17 protein-coding genes and 1 pseudogene are annotated in these 15532 nt (G+C 66.4%); 10 read left to right on the top strand and 8 right to left on the bottom strand.

The genetic code is table 11. From position 1 onward, the window contains the following. Positions 1 to 5: 5 nt before the first annotated feature. The 6 genes from trpC to rpe form a co-directional block, all read right to left on the bottom strand. Positions 6 to 794, bottom strand: a complete 789-nt coding sequence (trpC, locus tag ASD87_RS07225) for an indole-3-glycerol phosphate synthase TrpC (protein ID WP_056319280.1) — start codon at positions 792 to 794, stop codon at positions 6 to 8. Continuing rightward, positions 791 to 1822 (bottom strand): anthranilate phosphoribosyltransferase, encoded by a 1032-nt coding sequence (trpD, locus tag ASD87_RS07220; protein ID WP_056319277.1) that lies wholly within the window; start codon positions 1820 to 1822, stop codon positions 791 to 793. The genes trpC and trpD overlap by 4 nt, the downstream gene beginning before the upstream one ends. A gap of 12 nt (positions 1823 to 1834) precedes the next feature. Next, the gene (locus ASD87_RS07215; protein WP_056319275.1) at positions 1835 to 2401 is read right to left on the bottom strand and encodes an aminodeoxychorismate/anthranilate synthase component II; all 567 of its coding nucleotides are present in this window, start codon (positions 2399 to 2401) and stop codon (positions 1835 to 1837) included. 58 nt (positions 2402 to 2459) lie between these two features. Next, entirely contained in the window at positions 2460 to 3980 is a 1521-nt protein-coding gene (gene trpE, locus ASD87_RS07210; protein WP_056319273.1) for an anthranilate synthase component I, read from the bottom strand. A gap of 271 nt (positions 3981 to 4251) precedes the next feature. Further along, positions 4252 to 4959: a phosphoglycolate phosphatase gene (locus ASD87_RS07205; protein WP_056319270.1), complete on the bottom strand. Its 708-nt coding sequence runs from the start codon at positions 4957 to 4959 to the stop codon at positions 4252 to 4254. A gap of 10 nt (positions 4960 to 4969) precedes the next feature. Further along, the gene (rpe, locus tag ASD87_RS07200; protein WP_056319268.1) at positions 4970 to 5698 is read right to left on the bottom strand and encodes a ribulose-phosphate 3-epimerase; all 729 of its coding nucleotides are present in this window, start codon (positions 5696 to 5698) and stop codon (positions 4970 to 4972) included. 127 nt (positions 5699 to 5825) lie between these two features. Between rpe and apaG the strand changes: the two genes are divergently transcribed. From apaG to ASD87_RS07175, 5 genes are all read left to right on the top strand, one after another. Further along, the gene (gene apaG, locus ASD87_RS07195) at positions 5826 to 6200 is read left to right on the top strand and encodes a Co2+/Mg2+ efflux protein ApaG (protein WP_056319266.1); all 375 of its coding nucleotides are present in this window, start codon (positions 5826 to 5828) and stop codon (positions 6198 to 6200) included. A 40-nt stretch (positions 6201 to 6240) separates the two neighbouring features. Further along, positions 6241 to 7548 (top strand): murein transglycosylase A, encoded by a 1308-nt coding sequence (locus ASD87_RS07190; protein ID WP_056319263.1) that lies wholly within the window; start codon positions 6241 to 6243, stop codon positions 7546 to 7548. Continuing rightward, a complete protein-coding gene (locus ASD87_RS07185) occupies positions 7545 to 8714 on the top strand; it encodes a UbiH/UbiF family hydroxylase (protein ID WP_056319262.1) in 1170 nt (389 codons plus the stop codon). Before ASD87_RS07190 ends, ASD87_RS07185 begins: the two co-directional genes overlap by 4 nt. Positions 8715 to 8867: 153 nt before the next feature. Then, positions 8868 to 9656, top strand: a complete 789-nt coding sequence (locus tag ASD87_RS07180; protein ID WP_056319260.1) for a DsbC family protein — start codon at positions 8868 to 8870, stop codon at positions 9654 to 9656. Between the two features lie 67 nt (positions 9657 to 9723). Continuing rightward, the gene (locus tag ASD87_RS07175; protein WP_056319258.1) at positions 9724 to 10680 is read left to right on the top strand and encodes a D-2-hydroxyacid dehydrogenase family protein; all 957 of its coding nucleotides are present in this window, start codon (positions 9724 to 9726) and stop codon (positions 10678 to 10680) included. A gap of 76 nt (positions 10681 to 10756) precedes the next feature. Here the strand turns inward: ASD87_RS07175 and ttcA are convergent, their stop codons facing one another. Beyond that, on the bottom strand, positions 10757 to 11725 hold the full coding sequence (gene ttcA / locus ASD87_RS07170) for a tRNA 2-thiocytidine(32) synthetase TtcA (RefSeq protein ID WP_056319255.1): 969 nt from the start codon (positions 11723 to 11725) through the stop codon (positions 10757 to 10759). Position 11726: 1 nt separating this feature from the next. Further along, positions 11727 to 12086, bottom strand: a complete 360-nt coding sequence (gene folB, locus ASD87_RS07165) for a dihydroneopterin aldolase (protein WP_013391106.1) — start codon at positions 12084 to 12086, stop codon at positions 11727 to 11729. 121 nt (positions 12087 to 12207) lie between these two features. On the opposite strand from folB, the gene ASD87_RS07160 reads away from it, so the two are divergent. The 5 genes and pseudogenes from ASD87_RS07160 to ASD87_RS26865 all read left to right on the top strand — a co-directional run. Continuing rightward, positions 12208 to 13110, top strand: coding sequence for an NAD(P)/FAD-dependent oxidoreductase (locus ASD87_RS07160; RefSeq protein ID WP_056319252.1), 903 nt, complete (start codon positions 12208 to 12210; stop codon positions 13108 to 13110). Between the two features lie 77 nt (positions 13111 to 13187). Then, positions 13188 to 13292: pseudogene (locus ASD87_RS27090) on the top strand (tripartite tricarboxylate transporter substrate binding protein); the annotation flags it as partial. A gap of 65 nt (positions 13293 to 13357) precedes the next feature. Continuing rightward, on the top strand, positions 13358 to 13540 hold the full coding sequence (locus tag ASD87_RS07155; protein WP_056319250.1) for a hypothetical protein: 183 nt from the start codon (positions 13358 to 13360) through the stop codon (positions 13538 to 13540). 434 nt (positions 13541 to 13974) lie between these two features. After that, complete coding sequence (locus ASD87_RS27590) at positions 13975 to 14832, top strand: T6SS effector BTH_I2691 family protein (RefSeq protein WP_156403397.1); 858 nt, start codon at positions 13975 to 13977, stop codon at positions 14830 to 14832. Positions 14833 to 15097: 265 nt separating this feature from the next. Further along, on the top strand, positions 15098 to 15532 hold a 435-nt coding region (locus ASD87_RS26865; protein ID WP_200952164.1), incomplete at its 3' end, for a hypothetical protein.

Below are 15532 nucleotides of genomic sequence, written 5' to 3'. Positions count from 1 at the left end.
TCGCTTTACCCGATCAGCCGCGCCAGCTCGGCGCCCGGATCCTTGGCGCGCATGAACGCTTCGCCCACCAAAAAGGCATCGACCTTGTGGTCGCGCATCAGCTTCACGTCTTCCGGCTTGAGGATGCCGCTTTCGGTCACGACGCGCTTGCCGGCGGGGATGCGCGGCAAGAGGTCCAGCGTGGTCTGCAGGCTGGTCTCGAACGTGCGCAGATTGCGGTTGTTGATGCCCAGGAGCGGCGTCTTGAGCGTGAGCGCAACGTCCAGTTCCTGGGCGTCGTGCACTTCGACCAGCACGTCCATGCCCAGTTCGATGGCCAGCGTTTCGTAGTCGCGCAACTGCGCGGGCGTGAGGGCGGCCACGATCAGCAGCACGCAATCGGCGCCCATCGCGCGCGCGGCGACGATCTGGTAGGGGTCGATCACGAAGTCCTTGCGCAACACCGGCAGCGCGCACGCGGCCCGCGCCTGGCGCAGGTGGTCGTGCGAACCCTGGAAGAACTGCACGTCCGTCAGCACGGACAGGCAGGCCGCGCCGTGCACGGCGTAGGTGGCCGCGATCTCGGCGGGCGCAAAGCCCTCGCGGATGACGCCCTTGGAGGGCGAGGCTTTCTTGATTTCAGCGATGACGCCGGCCTTGCCCTGCGAAATCTTGTCTTCGATGGCTTGGGCGAAACCGCGCACGTCCTGGCGCGCCTGCGCTTCGCGCAGGACTTCGGCTTCGCTGCGCATCTGGCGGGCGGCGGCGACTTCCTCGGCCTTGACGGCGAGGATCTTCGCAAGAATATCGTTCATTTCTGGAATGTCCGGGTGTATGCGCAGAATTCTTCCAGCTTGGCTCGCGCCGCGCCGGTGGAAATTAGTTCAAATGCTAGCGCTAAGGCTTCGGGAATGGAATCGGCTTTGTTGCCGGCATAGATGGCGAGCCCGGCGTTCAGGGCCACGATGTCGCGGGCCGCGCCCTCGACATTTTCCAGCGCCTCTATGACAAGCTCGCGCGACTGCTCGCGATTGGACACCTTGATGCTCCGGTTGGACATCATGGATAGCCCGTAGTCCTCGGGGTGGATCTCGTATTCACGGACCACGCCGTCCTTCAGTTCGCCGACCATCGTGGCCCCGCCCAGCGAGGCCTCGTCCATGCCGTCCTTGCCGTGCACGACCAGCACATGACGCGAGCCCAGGCGTTCCAGCACGCGGACCTGGATGCCCACGAGGTCGGGGTGGAACACGCCCATCAGCTGGTTGGCGGCGCCGGCCGGGTTGGTCAGCGGGCCCAGGATGTTGAAGATCGTGCGCACGCCCAGTTCCTTGCGGACGGCGGCCACGTTCTTCATCGCACCGTGGTGGGCGGGGGCAAACATGAAACCGATGCCGGTCTGCTGGATGCATTCGGCCACCTGTTCCGGGGTCAGCACCAGGTTGGCGCCCAGGGCTTCCAGCACGTCGGCGCTGCCGCTGGACGACGAGGCGCTGCGGTTGCCGTGCTTGGCAATCGGCACGCCGGCCGCGGCCGCCACGAACATCGCGGTCGTGGAAATGTTGAACGTGTGGCTGCCGTCGCCGCCCGTGCCGCACATGTCCAGCAGGTCGTTCGGATTGGGCGTGACCACGGGCGTGGCAAATTCGCGCATGACCTGCGCCGCCGCGGTGATCTCGCCAATGGTTTCCTTCTTGACGCGCAGGCCCATCAGCAGCGCGCTGGCGATCTGCGGCGACATCTCGCCGCGCATCAGCATGCGCATCAGATGCAGCATTTCGTCGTGGAAAATTTCGCGGTGTTCGATGCAGCGCGTCAGCGCTTCGGTGGGGGAAATCGTCACGGTGCGTCCTTCTTAGGCGAGGTTCAGGAAATTGCGCAGCAGGGCGTGGCCGTGCTCGCTCAGTACGGATTCGGGGTGGAACTGTACCCCGTACAGCGGCAGCGTCTTGTGCCGCACGCCCATGATGTCGCCGTCCGGCGCCGTGGCGGTGACAGCCAGGCAGTTCGGCAGCGTGGCCGGGTCAATGGTCAGCGAGTTGTAGCGGATGACAGTGTACGGCGTCGGCAGGCCTTCAAAGATGTCAGTGCCGGTGTGCGAAAGCTGAATCGTCTTGCCGTGCATGATCTGCTGCGCGCGCACGATATTGCCGCCGAAGGCCGCGCCGATGGCCTGGTGGCCCAGGCACACGCCCAGAATGGGCTTCTTGCCGGCATAGGCCTGGATCAGCGGCACCGAGATACCCGCTTCGGCCGGCGAGCAGGGGCCGGGCGACACGCAGATCTGGTCGGGGTTCAGCGCGGCGACCTCCTCCAGCGTGATCTGGTCGTTGCGCGCCACGCGCACGTCCACGCCCAGTTCGCCAAAGTACTGCACCAGGTTGTAGGTAAAGGAATCGTAGTTGTCGATCATCAACAGCATTTTTTTCTCCTCGGGGCCGTTCGGTGGCCCGGGCGGTGATTCGGTTCGGCCGGGGGGCTCAGATGGGTTCGTCCAGGCCGTGCTGCACCTGCTCGGCGGCGCGCAGCACCGCGCGCGCCTTGGCTTCCGTCTCGGCCCATTCGGCTTCGGGGTTCGAATCGGCCACGATGCCCGCAGCCGCCTGCACGTACAGCGTGCCGTCCTTGATGACGCCGGTGCGGATGGCAATCGCCACGTCCATCTCGCCGCCGTAGCTCAGGTAGCCGGCCGCGCCGCCGTAGATGCCGCGGCGCACGGGTTCCAGTTCGTCGATGATCTTCATGGCCTCGACCTTCGGCGCGCCGGTCAGGGTGCCGGCCGGGAACGAGGCGCGCAGCACGTCCATGCTGCTCATGCCGGGGTTCAGGGTGCCGGTCACGTTGGACACCAGGTGCATCACGTGCGAGTAACGCTCGATCACCATCGTGTCGCTGACCTTCACCGAACCCACCTGCGCGACGCGGCCCACGTCGTTGCGCGCCAGGTCGATCAGCATGACGTGTTCGGCGATCTCCTTCGGGTCGGCGCGCAGTTCGGCCGCCAGCGCCGCATCTTCTTCCGGGGTGCCGCCGCGCTTGCGCGTGCCCGCCAGCGGACGAATCGTGATCTGCGACTTCGGCTCGCCGTTCTCCACCGTGCGCTCCTGGCGCACCAGGATCTCGGGCGACGCGCCCACGACCTGGAAGTCGCCGAAGTTCCAGAAGTACATGTAGGGGGAGGGGTTGAGCGACCGCAGGGCGCGGTAGAGGGAAAGCGGGGAGTCGCGGAAGGGCTTGGCGATGACCTGGCCGATCTGGACCTGCATCAGGTCGCCGGCGGCGATATGTTCCTTGGCGCGCAGGACGGCCGCCAGGTAGTCCTCTTTCTTGAAATCGCGCCGTTCCTCGGTCTGCATGCTGGCGTGGCTGTACGGAATTTCCACGGGGCGTCGCAGGCGCGCGCGCAGGTCGGTCAGGCGCTGCTGCGCGCGGCTGTAGGCCTCGGGCTGGCTCGGATCGGCGTAGACCATCAGGTAGATGCGGCCGGCCAGGTTGTCGACGATGACCAGTTCGTCCACGTGCATCAGCATCAGGTCAGGCGTGCCGCCTTCCATGCCCGCCGGGAACGGCTTGACCGCGGGGCCCAGGCAGGGCTCGATGTGACGCACGGTGTCGTAGCCGAAGTAACCGGCCAGGCCGCCGCAAAAGCGTGGCATGCCGGGGCGCAGCGCGACCTTGAAGCGGCTCTGGTATTGCTCGATGAACGCCAGCGGGTCGCCGTCGTGGGTTTCGGCGACCTTGCCGTCGTGCAGCACTTCGGTGCGCGTGCCGCTGGCGCGGATCACGGTGCGCGCCGGCAGGCCGATGAACGAATAGCGGCCGAAGCGCTCGCCGCCCACCACGGATTCCATCAGGCAGGTCATGCGGCCGGCCAGGGGGCCGGCGTGCGCCAGCTTCAGGTAGATGCCGAGCGGCGTGTCCAGGTCGGCGTAGGTCTCGGCCACCAGCGGAATGCGGTTGTAGCCTTGTGCCGCAAGGGCCTTGAATTCGATTTCGGTCATGTCGGGTCTCGTAAGCGGTGTCTGCTTTCGGACCGGGCACGCAACAAAAAACCCGGTCCAGTTGACTGGTTCCGGGTTGGGCTCTGTTTACACAGTGTCGGCGCTAGGCGGCAAGGTCGCGTCTAGGGCCGGGAAGGGAATCATCGCCACCCGGAAGACAAACGCCACCAACGCCACGAGGCGCCGAGCATTTGGTTCTGGATGGAGACGTTCATTTAGCGGTTCGGTATGAGTACGCGGTAGTGAATTCGTGCTTGGGTTGCGACACGCTTCAGGCTGGGACTTTAGCGGCGTTCTGGTTCTGATTCCAGAGCGCGACCCACTGGGCGGCGTCAACAAGCGTGTCAACTATACCATCGACATCCAACTCGCGCACGTCACGTCCTTCGTTGTAGCCGTACGGCACCACCAGCACCTGCGTGCCCGCGCTACGGCCCGCCTGCGCGTCGTTGATCGAATCGCCGATCGTCACGGCTTCGTTCACGCCCACGCCCATCAGGTCGCACGCATGATGGATCTGGTCGGGGTCGGGCTTGCGGCGCTCGCAGGTGTCGCCGCACACCACGGCCTCGAAAAAGCCCGCCAGCCCTGTGCGCTGCAAGAGCGGCAAGGTGAATTCCGTGGGCTTGTTGGTGACGACGGCCAGCTTCAGGCCCTGATCGCGCATGAGTTTCAGCCCTTCGATCACGCCCGGGTAGACCTGCGCGCGCTCGCCATTGACCAGGTGGTAATGGCGGTAGAAGGCCTCGCGGGCGCGCTGGAATTCGTCGGGCGCCGGGTCGGCGGCATCGAGCGAACCGGCCAGGCTGCGCCGCACCAGGTTGTCCACGCCCTTGCCGACGAACGTGGCCACCACGTCCTCGCGCAGCGCGATCATGCCAAGTTCGACGCGCATGGCGTTGGCGGCGAAGGCCAGATCGGGAATGGAGTCGAGCAGGGTGCCGTCCAGGTCCAGCAGCGCGGCGCGAAAAGCGGTCATGTCGATTTCCTTAGACGGCGGTGGTTTCGCCGATGGCGATCTGCTCGCGCATGGCCTTGATGATGCCGGCGTAATCCGGCTTGCCGAAGATGGCCGAGCCCGCCACGAAGGTGTCGGCGCCCGCGGCGCGGATCTCGGCGATGTTGTCGATCTTGACGCCGCCGTCCACCTGCAGAACGATCTCCTGGCCGCCGGCCTGCATCCAGGCGTCAATGCGGGCGCGGGCCTCGCGCAGCTTGGTCAGCGCCGCCGGAATGAAGCTCTGGCCGCCAAAGCCCGGGTTCACCGACATGATCAGGACCAGGTCGATCTTGTCCATCACGTAGTCCATGTAGGACAGCGGCGTGGCCGGGTTGAAGACCAGGCCCGCCTTGCAGCCGCTTTCGCGGATCAGCGACAGCGTCCGGTCCACGTGGGCGCTCGCGTCGGGGTGAAAGCTGATGTAGTCGGCGCCGGCCTTGGCAAATTGCGGCACCAGCGCGTCCACCGGTTCGACCATGAGGTGCACGTCGATCGGCACCTGGACATGGGGGCGGATGGCAGCACAGACCATCGGGCCGATCGTCAGGTTGGGGACATAGTGGTTGTCCATCACGTCCACGTGGATCCAGTCGGCGCCGGCGGCGACGACGTTGCGGACTTCTTCGCCCAGCCGGGCGAAGTCAGCCGACAGGATGCTGGGAGTAATGCGGGTGCAGGCCGTTTGCTTGGACATGATGTTCGGGGTCGGGGAGGGCATAATGTGCCATTATTGCAGTTTGAGGCGCCGCAGCGGGTATGCCCCGGTCCGGCGCGTCTGAAATTCCGTCTTTCAAGCGTGGGCGCCGACGTTGCGCCGCCCGCGTGCAGCCACACAGGGAAGGACTGTGAAACCTTACGACCTGAGCGTCTCTGTCTCTCCGCGCTTCGTGCCCGAACAGTCCGACCCCGGCGAACAGCAATTCGTGTTTGCCTACACCGTCCGCATCACCAATACCGGCGAACACCCCGCGCAGGTGATCAGCCGCCACTGGATCATCACCGACGGCAACCAGCGCGTGCAGGAAGTGCGCGGCCTGGGCATCGTGGGGCAGCAGCCCCTCCTGGCCCCGGGCGAGACCTTCGAGTACACCAGCGGCTGTCCCCTGCCCACGCCGGTGGGCACGATGCGCGGCATCTACCACTGCGTCGGCGAGAACGGCATCCCGTTCGAAGTGCCGATCTCCGAATTCGTCCTGGCCATGCCGCGCACCTTGCACTGAGCATGGTCCGGCCATCCGTTGCACGTCTTTCCATTAGCTCATGAAGCGCATTCTTAGCCTGTCCGTGCTGTCGGTCCTTCTGGCGGCATGTTCCACCCCCTCGGATATCCCCCCTGAATCCGGCCAGCCCGCCACCCCCGGCGCGCGCGTCCCGGCGGTGACCGACGGCCCGCTCGTGGTGCCGCCGCTGGCCTCGCTGCCCGATTCCCCGCCGCGCGCGCTGGCCGGCAAGCTCAAACCGGCCAACTGGTCCGAGCTGCCCGGCTGGAGCGCCGACGACCTGAACCAGTTCTGGCCCCTTTTCCTGCGCAACTGCAAGGGCCTGATGCGGCCCACCAGCGGCAACCTGGCCGCGCCCGCGCGCGCCACGCCGCGCGCCTGGCAGCCGGTTTGCGCCGCCGCCATCGATCCGGCCCGCGCGCCCGCTGCCGGCGACGGTGAAGGCGTGCGCCGCTTTCTGCAGACCTACCTGCAACCCTGGCGTTTGAACGCCGCCGACGGCAAGCCCGCCACCAACACGGTGACGGGTTACTACGAGCCGCTGGTGCGCGGATCGCGCCGCCAGGGCGGCGTCTACCAGTGGCCGCTGTATGCGGTGCCCGCCGACCTGCTGACGATCGACCTGGGGTCGGTCTACCCGGACCTGGCCGGCAAGCGCGTACGCGGCAAGCTCGACGGCAAGCGCGTCGTGCCCTACGACACCCGCGCCGCCATCGAATCGTCTTCCGGCCGCCGCCCGCCCGTCGTGGTGTGGGTCGACGACCCCGTGGACAACTTCTTCCTGCAGGTCCAGGGCTCCGGCCGCGTGCAGCTGACGGACGGCCCGGATGCCGGCAAGACCATCCGCGTCGCCTACGCCGACCACAACGGCCAGCCCTACGTGTCCATCGGCCGCTGGCTGATCGACCGCGGCGAACTTACCGCCGACCAGGCGTCGATGCAGAACATCCGGGCGTGGGCGCAGCGCAATCCCAAGCGCGTGCCTGAAATGCTCAACGCCAACCCGGCGGTGGTGTTCTTCCGCGAAGAGGCAGTGATCGATCCCGAGCAAGGCCCCAAGGGCGCGTACGCCATTCCGCTGGCGCCGCGGCGCTCGGTGGCAGTGGACGCCACCTTCGTGCCGCTGGGCACGCCGCTCTTTCTGTCCACCACCTATCCCGCGTCGGACCGGCCCCTGCAGCGCCTGGTGTTCGCGCAGGACACCGGCACCGCCATCCGCGGCGCGGCGCGCGCCGACTTCTACTGGGGTTACGGCGAAGAAGCCGGGCAGCAGGCCGGCCGCATGAAGCAACGCGGCCAGATGTGGCTGCTGTGGCCCAAACAGGCCGGGGAGCCCTCCGCACGATGAGCCATCAGATCGTAGTTTGCGGGGCCGGCATCGTCGGCCTGTCCACCGCCCTGGCGCTGGCCCGCCGCGGCCAGCGCGTGGCCGTGCTGGCGCCGCGCGCCGCCGTGCCGCCGGCCGATCCCAACCACTATCACCCGCGCGTCTACGCCATCTCGCCCGCCAGCCAGCGCTTTCTGGCCGACATCGGCGTGTGGGACGCCATGCCCGCGTCCCGCCTGATGCCCGTGCAGGCCATGGAGATCCACGGCGACGCGGACGGCCAGGTGAACCTGAACGCCTGGCAGGCGGCGCTGCCGCAGCTGGCCTGGATCGTCGAATCCGGCGAGATCGAGCGCGTCCTGATCCAGGCCGTGCGCATGTTCGGCATCGCCTGGCTGGAAGACCGCTGCACCGGCTACCAGGATGGCGCGGTCCAGACTGAGAGCGGCGCACGCATTCAGGCCGAGCTCTTCGTCGGCGCCGACGGGGCGGCCTCGCCGCTGCGCGAGGCGGCCGGGCTGAAGCACGAAGCCCAGTCCTACAACGACACCGGACTCGTCGTGCATCTGGACGCCGAACTGCCGCACCAGGGCACCGCGTTCCAATGGTTCCGCGACGACGGCGTGCTGGCCCTGCTGCCGTTGCCCGATACCGCGGACGGTCCGCAGGTGTCCATGGTCTGGTCCATGCGCAGCGAATTGGCGCAGCAATTACTGGAACTGCCGCAGGAAGCGCAAACCGCCCGCCTGGAAGCCTTGCTGGCCGAGGCCGCCGAAGGGCGGCTCGGCCGCCTGAAAGTCCGCAGCAAGCTGCACGGTTTTCCGCTGACGCTGGAGCGCGCCCAGATGGTCGCGCCCGGCATCGCACTGGCCGGAGACGCGGCGCACCGCCTGCACCCGCTGGCGGGGCAGGGCCTGAACCTGGGGCTGGGCGACGTCGAGGCGCTGGCCCGCATCGTCGCCGGACGTGAACCCTACCGCCAGGCCGGCGACCTGCGCGTGCTGCACCGCTACCAGCGGGCGCGCGCCGAGCCGGTACTGGCCATGCGGCTGGCCACGGACGGGTTGCACAAGCTCTTCGGATCAAAGGCGACGCCGCTTGTCTGGCTGCGCAACGCCGGCATGCATTGGGTCGAGCGCGCGCCGCTGATCAAGCGCCGCCTGATCGCGGGGGCGTCCGCCAACTAGGCCGGCCAGGCCCGGCGGCGGCGCCGGGCGGAACCTGCGGCGGCCGGCGGCCGTCTGATACGGATACGCACACCCGCCGCCTGCCGCGGCTGTCCCTCCCGGATCGGTTACGCTTTCCGGCAAGACACACGACTGACAAGACCAGGAGTACCGATGAAATTCCGCATTCCCGCCACGTTGGCGGCCTGTTTCCTCGCCGCGGGCATCGGTTTGTCCGCCACGGCCCAAGCGCAGGGCGCAAAGTCCGTTTCCACGCAGTCCGTGGGTCAGGCGGCCAAAGGCGAGAAAAGTGTCTCCACCACCGAACTCGATCCGCAGTCGGCCGCCGTCAAGGAGCGCTTTCAGCAGCGTTTCTCGGGCATGAATGTCACGACCGTGCGCCGCACGCCCTATGGCCTGTTCGAAGTGCAGCTCGGCATGGACCTGATCTACACCGACGAAGGCGTGACGTGGGTCATGGAAGGACCGCTGATCGACGCCGCCACGCGCCGCGACGTCACCCGCGAATCGCAGGAAAAGCTCAGCGCCGTCACCTTCGACCAACTGCCGCTGGATCTGGCGATCAAGCAGGTCAAGGGCGATGGCTCGCGCAAGGTCGCGATCTTTGAAGATCCCAACTGCGGTTACTGCAAGCAGCTGCGCAAGACGCTCGAAGACGTGGACAACCTGACCGTCTACACCTTCCTCTATCCCATCCTGTCGCCCGACTCCAAGGTCAAGGTGCGCAACGTCTGGTGCGCCAAGGACCAGGGCAAGACCTGGGACGACTGGATGCTGCGCGGCAAGACGCCGGCCACCGCCAACTGCGACGTGCCCGAAGACAAGCTGCTGGCGCTTGGCCAGCAACTGATGGTGCGCGGCACGCCGACGCTGTTCTTCGCCGACGGCTCGCGCATCAGCGGCGCGCTGCCGCTGGACCAGCTCAAGGCCCGTTTGAACTGACCGGCGCGCGTCGCGCCGGCCCGGGAAAGGGGGGCGCGGCAAGCGCCATCCCTCCCGGAGACAAGACTTGAAAATCGCAATTCTCGACGATTACCACGACGTAGCCCGGCGCTATGCGGATTGGACCTCGCTGGGCGGCGACGCCGAGGTGCAGATCTTCAACAACTTCATTCCCGACGACCAGGTCGAAACCGCGCTCGCGCCCTTCGACGTGATCGTCGCCATGCGCGAACGCACGCCGTTTCCCGCCGAACGCATCCGCGCGCTGCCCAAGCTGCGGCTTCTGGTCACCACCGGCATGCGCAACAACGCCATCGACATGCAGGCCTGCGCCGAGCAGGGCATCGTCGTGTCCGGCGCGCCCGGCAGCGCCGATGCCAACACCGCCACTGCGGAACTCGCGTGGGCGCACATCCTGGGGCTCTTCAAGCACCTTCCCGCCGAAGACGCCGCCATGCGCCGCGGCATGTGGCAGACCGGCATGCCCGAGCCGCTGGCCGGCAAGCGCCTGGGCGTGGTGGGCCTGGGCAAGCTGGGCGCCGCGGTCGCCAAGGTGGGACTGGCCTTTGGCATGGACGTCGTGGCCTGGAGCCCCAACCTGACCGACGAGCGCGCCCAGGCCGCCGGCGTCACGCGCGTGGACAAGCACGAACTCTTTTCCACGTCCGACGTGGTCAGCCTGCATCTGATCCTGTCCGATCGCAGCCGTCACATCGTCGACGCCACCGCGCTGGCCGCCATGAAGCCCACCGCGTACCTCGTGAACACGTCGCGCGCGGGTCTTGTCGACCAGGAAGCGCTGATGGACGCCCTGGTGAAATTCCGCATCGCCGGCGCCGGCCTGGACGTCTTCCCCGAGGAGCCCCTGTCGCCCACCGATACCGTGCGCGACCTGGACAACGTAATCCTCACGCCGCACCTGGGCTATGTCAGCCGCGAAAACTTCGAGGCGTTCTACCAGAACTGCCTGCAAGCCGTGAAGGCCTGGGCGGCGGGCGCGCCGATCCGCGTGCTGAACGCCTGATTCTGCAGCGCAAGCGCAAGGCTGCAAAAACAAGGGGCTGCAATCGCAGCCCCTTGTTTGTTTGTCCTGCGCCGCATCACCCGCGCGAGAACATCACCTTTTTTTCGATGATCGCGCCCGGCTCCAACGCCGTCGGCGTATCGCCGCACGCTTCGTCTGCCTCTTCCGTGGGGTCGACCGTATCGAACGCCGTGTCGCCGTTGGCGTCCGGCACGCCCGTGGGCTTCAGGCCCACGAAGTCGAACAGGTCCCGGTCCATCAGGTGCGAGGGAACGACGCGCGACAGCGCGTTGAAGACGTTCCACGACCGGCCCGGGTGCTGCTTGTCCCATTCCTTGATCATGCGGCCCACTTCCTTGCGCTTCAGGTTCTCTTGCGAACCGCAAAGATTGCACGGAATGATGGGGAATTGCTTGAGCTCGGCGTAGGCGATCAGGTCGGACTCGACCACGTAGGCCAGCGGGCGGATCACCGTGTGGCGGCCGTCGTCGGACACCAGCTTGGGCGGCATGCCCTTGGCCTTGCCGCCGTAGAACAGGTTCAGGAAGAACGTGGCCAGGATGTCGTCGCGGTGATGGCCCAGCGCGATCTTGGTGGCGCCCAGTTCCGAGGCGACGCGGTACAGGATGCCGCGGCGCAACCGCGAACAGAGCGAGCACATCGTCTTGCCCTCTTCCAGCACGCGCGTGACGATGGAATACGTATCCTGCGTCTCGATGTGGAAGGGAACGCCCAGTTCCTTCAGGTACTGCGGCAGGATGTGATCGGGAAAGCCCGGCTGCTTCTGGTCCAGGTTCACGGCGATCAATTCAAACTTGAACGGCGCGCGCTTCTGGAGCTGCAGCAGGATGTCCAGCATGGCATAGGAGTCCTTGCCGCCGGACAGGCAGACCATCACGCGGTCGCCTTCCTCGATCATGTTGTAGTCGGACAGGGCGCGCGTCGTTTCGCGCGCCAGCCGCTTGGTCAGCTTGTTGCCTTCGTGCCGGGCTTTTTCGTCGGCGGGCGTGCGAAATTGCACGCCGGGGGGAGCGATATCGTTCATGTCAGCGGGTGATCTGGATTTCCACGCCCACCGCCGCGCAGTCGGAGAAGGCCATGGGCTTGCTGATGCGCAGGCGCAGCGCGCGGATTTCCTGGAAGTCGGCAAGCAGGCGCGCCGCGACCTGTTCGGACAGGGTTTCGATCAGGTTCACGTGCGCCTGCGTGCATTCCTCGACGATGGCCTCGCGCAGCCGGCGGTAGTCCAGCACGCTGTGGATATCGTGGTCGTCCACCGAGCGCTGGATGTCGACGTCGAATTCGGCATCGACGTGCAGGGGCTGGGTGGCGCGGCGCTCGTGCTCGAGGATGCCGATGCGGGCGTCGAGCGCAAGCCCGGAAAGAATGATGCGGCGAGTGGGCATGATGAAAACCTGGGTGGAATAGCCCGAATTGTAAGGCGACGGCGGATGGGGTGACGCGCTGGCTACAATCCGGCCATGTCCGGGCGCCCGCGAGGCGCCGGCGCAGTCAATAAGGGGTGAAATGCAACAGATGCACGATTCGGTCATTGTAGGCGGCGGCCCGGCCGGCGCCTCCTGCGCCCTCTGGCTGGCCCGCCTGGGCCTGTCGCCGTTGCTGGTCGAGGCCAGCGCCCGCCTGGGCGGCCTGGGCAATGACAACCCGTTTGCCGACGACTGGATCGCGGTCCTGCCCGGCGTCACCGGCCAGCAGGTCGCGGCCAATATCGACGCCAGCGTGCGCGCCGCCAACGTGCCCCTGCGGCTGGAAACCCGCGTCGCCGGCGTGCGGCCGTGCAAGGGCGGCATCGAGGCCACGCTCTCTGGTCCCGACGGCAAGGAAACCCTGGCCCGCGCCCGCACCCTGGTCGTCGCCTCGGGCGTGCGCGCCAAGGGCCTGCCCGGCCATCCGCCGGGCGCGTCCTGGCCGGGCGTGCTGATCGGCCCTGGCTCGCCCATCGTGGCGCAGGACTATTCGGATTTGTCGGTCGCCGTGCTGGGCGGGGGCGACAACGCCTTTGAAAACTTCGTCTACGTGCGCAACCGCGGCGCGCGAACGGTTCATCTGTATGCCCGCAGCGTGCGTGCCCAGCAGCAGTGGGTCACGCGCGCCGGGTCCGAAGGCGTGCACATCGGCCCCTACCAGGTCGATCCCGCCGCGCGCAGCGTGGACGGCCGCCAGTACGACCTGATCCTGGTCTTCTACGGCTGGGAACCGCAGGCCGCGTTTGCCGACACGCTGCACCTGGCGCGCGACGAGCGCGGCTACATCCGCACCGACTTCGCCACCGCCGAGACCAGCGTGCCGGACATCTACGCCATCGGCGAAGTCGCGCACCGCATGCACCCATGCGTGGTGACCTCGATGGCCGACGGCGTGGTGGCCGCCAAGGCCATCCAGCGGCGCTGGGAGCGCGCGGGGGCGTGAACGGGCGGCGGGCCACGATGCGCTCTTCAGCCCAGGCGAACCCACACCTCCGGATTCCAAAATAGGCATTTGACCGCGCCGCGCCCGGCGGCACCACCGACATCTCGGCGCGCCTCATCGCCGACAAGCTGTCGGCCAGGCTGGGGCAGCAGGTCATCGTGGAGAATCGGGCCGGCGCCGCGATGGACCTGACCGTCGGCGCCATGCAGGTGCTCGTCACCATGGAACACCGCAGCCGCGACGGCACGTGTCCCGCATCTACCCCGACCTCGCCGTCATCGACGTCATGCCCATCGGCCTGCAGGTGCACGCCATGAAGGCGGGCGTCAGCGAAGCCTTCCTGCGCACCGTCACCGGCGCGCCGCTGCACTTCACGCAAGCGCCGCGCACGATCGTCCTGGACGGTGAGGGCGTGCCGCGCTACGCGTAAACGTCGAGCGCCCGGCGCCAGGCAAAGAAGCTACCTTTCACAACCCTGGCCGTCGTATCGGCCGCTGCGCTGTGCCTGGACGTGACCGCCGTCGCCCAACCTTTTAGCGCTGTCGGCGTTAGTCACGTGCTGTCGCTCAGGATACTGCGGCAGATAAATCGGATCGTTTCAAGCATCTGCTAACACCAGATCAATTCGGTTCACTAATAAGACTCCTTTGATTTACACGCAGTATCGGCAGCTTCTAAAAGCGGTAGTGCCACTTGGCACCAAGGGCAACCCGTGCGCGTTTTTTGCCAACTACGACGACTTTGCGTGGCAGCGCATCGTTGCGTCATTACCTCCCGCCGCGAACTACACATGAGCATCAGCAAGACCCTGACCCAGGCCCGGCGNCGCATCGTTGCGTCATTACCTCCCGCCGCGAACTACACATGAGCATCAGCAAGACCCTGACCCAGGCCCGGCGCCAGGCGGCGCCCAATCCCACCGGCTCGTGCAGCGCGTGTGAACGTACCGGCTTACCGATCCTGCCGCTACGGCTTGCCATCATGCCGGTCACAGGCGGACTCAAGCAACATGGCGCACTCAGTCACGAATCCATTCAGACCGCATTGCGTGTATTGCGGCAGGGGTATGTCTATGTGCTGCTGGACAAAGAAATCTGGCATGCCTATCAGGTCACCCCGGAAGGCTATCTGCGCCAGTTCAATCCATTCTCCATGCCACGGGCGGCGCCCGAGCCCCTAGCCAAAGCTTGCCTGGACGCCGGACACGATCTGCGCTCGGCATTCATCAACATCGACACCGCAGCGCACAAGCAGGCCTGGATCGCGTTTTCACAGGACCCTTGGCCGAAGGCGACACTCGATGCCTACCGCACCGGCAAGCACGCTGATGGAAAGGCACTGCCCGCTGATTATCGGGAGCGGTTCAGGGTGATCAATCTGATCACGTTCAAGCAGGATCCGACAGGTGGCGACCAGGCGCTTGCCCTTGAGCACGGTGATGATCTTGCCCAGCATGTCGCCGAGTACGCCATCGGCACGCGCGACTTCGGTAGCGTTCATGACTGGCATCCCCGTCATGCCCGCCTTGAAGCCATGCAGGCGCAATTGCGGTGGCAGGACTCATCCTGCCCGATCCGGTGGGCATGGCCGCAGAGCTCAACAGCCTGCGTCTTTCTGTCAACACGATGCGCCAGCGGTGGCGTGAAGAGCCAACACGGCGGTATGCCTACCTCACCTCGCAGTGCCTGCTCGGAATCAAAGCTTACATCGCCCAGCAGGTAGAGGCTGCACACCCGCCGCCGCCGCCACCTAGCGACTACTGGACGTCCAGCGAATCCGGCGTCCCGCCCGTATTCCACGACCCAGCGCAACAACATGCTGGCATGGTCAATCGCAAGATCAAAGGTCGCATGGCCCGGCTAGAAGATCGTTACTGGGAAACTGGTCCTGCAGGGCGAAAGACTTTTCAGGATGCGTACGACAAGGAAGACGACCGCTTTCAAAAGCAGATCGACGCTTATGCAACCGACTGGGCCGACCTGGTGGGGTGGCAGGACTCATCCTGCCCGATCCGGTGGGCATGGCCGCAGAGCTCAACAGCCTGCGTCTTTCTGTCAACACGATGCGCCAGCGGTGGCGTGAAGCGCCAACACGGCGGTATGCCTACCTCACCTCGCAGTGCCTGCTCGGAATCAAAGCTTACATCGCCCAGCAAGTAGAGGCTGCACAGCCGCCGGCGCCACCACCCAGCGACTACTGGACGTCCAGCGAATCCGGCGTCCCGCCCGTATTCCATGACCCCGCACAACAACGTGCTGGCGTGGTCAATCGCGAGACCGGGCGTCGCATGGCCCGGCTAGAAGATCGTTACTGGGAAACCGGCCCTGCAGGGCGAAAGACTTTTCAGGATGCGTACGACAAGGAAGACGACCGCTTTCAAAAGCAGATCGACGCTTATGCAACCGACTGGGCCGACCTGGTG

The organism is Achromobacter sp. Root170 (genome assembly GCF_001428165.1).
GTDB lineage: Bacteria > Pseudomonadota > Gammaproteobacteria > Burkholderiales > Burkholderiaceae_B > Achromobacter > Achromobacter mucicolens.
This window is presented reverse-complemented; position numbering and strand designations above follow the sequence as displayed.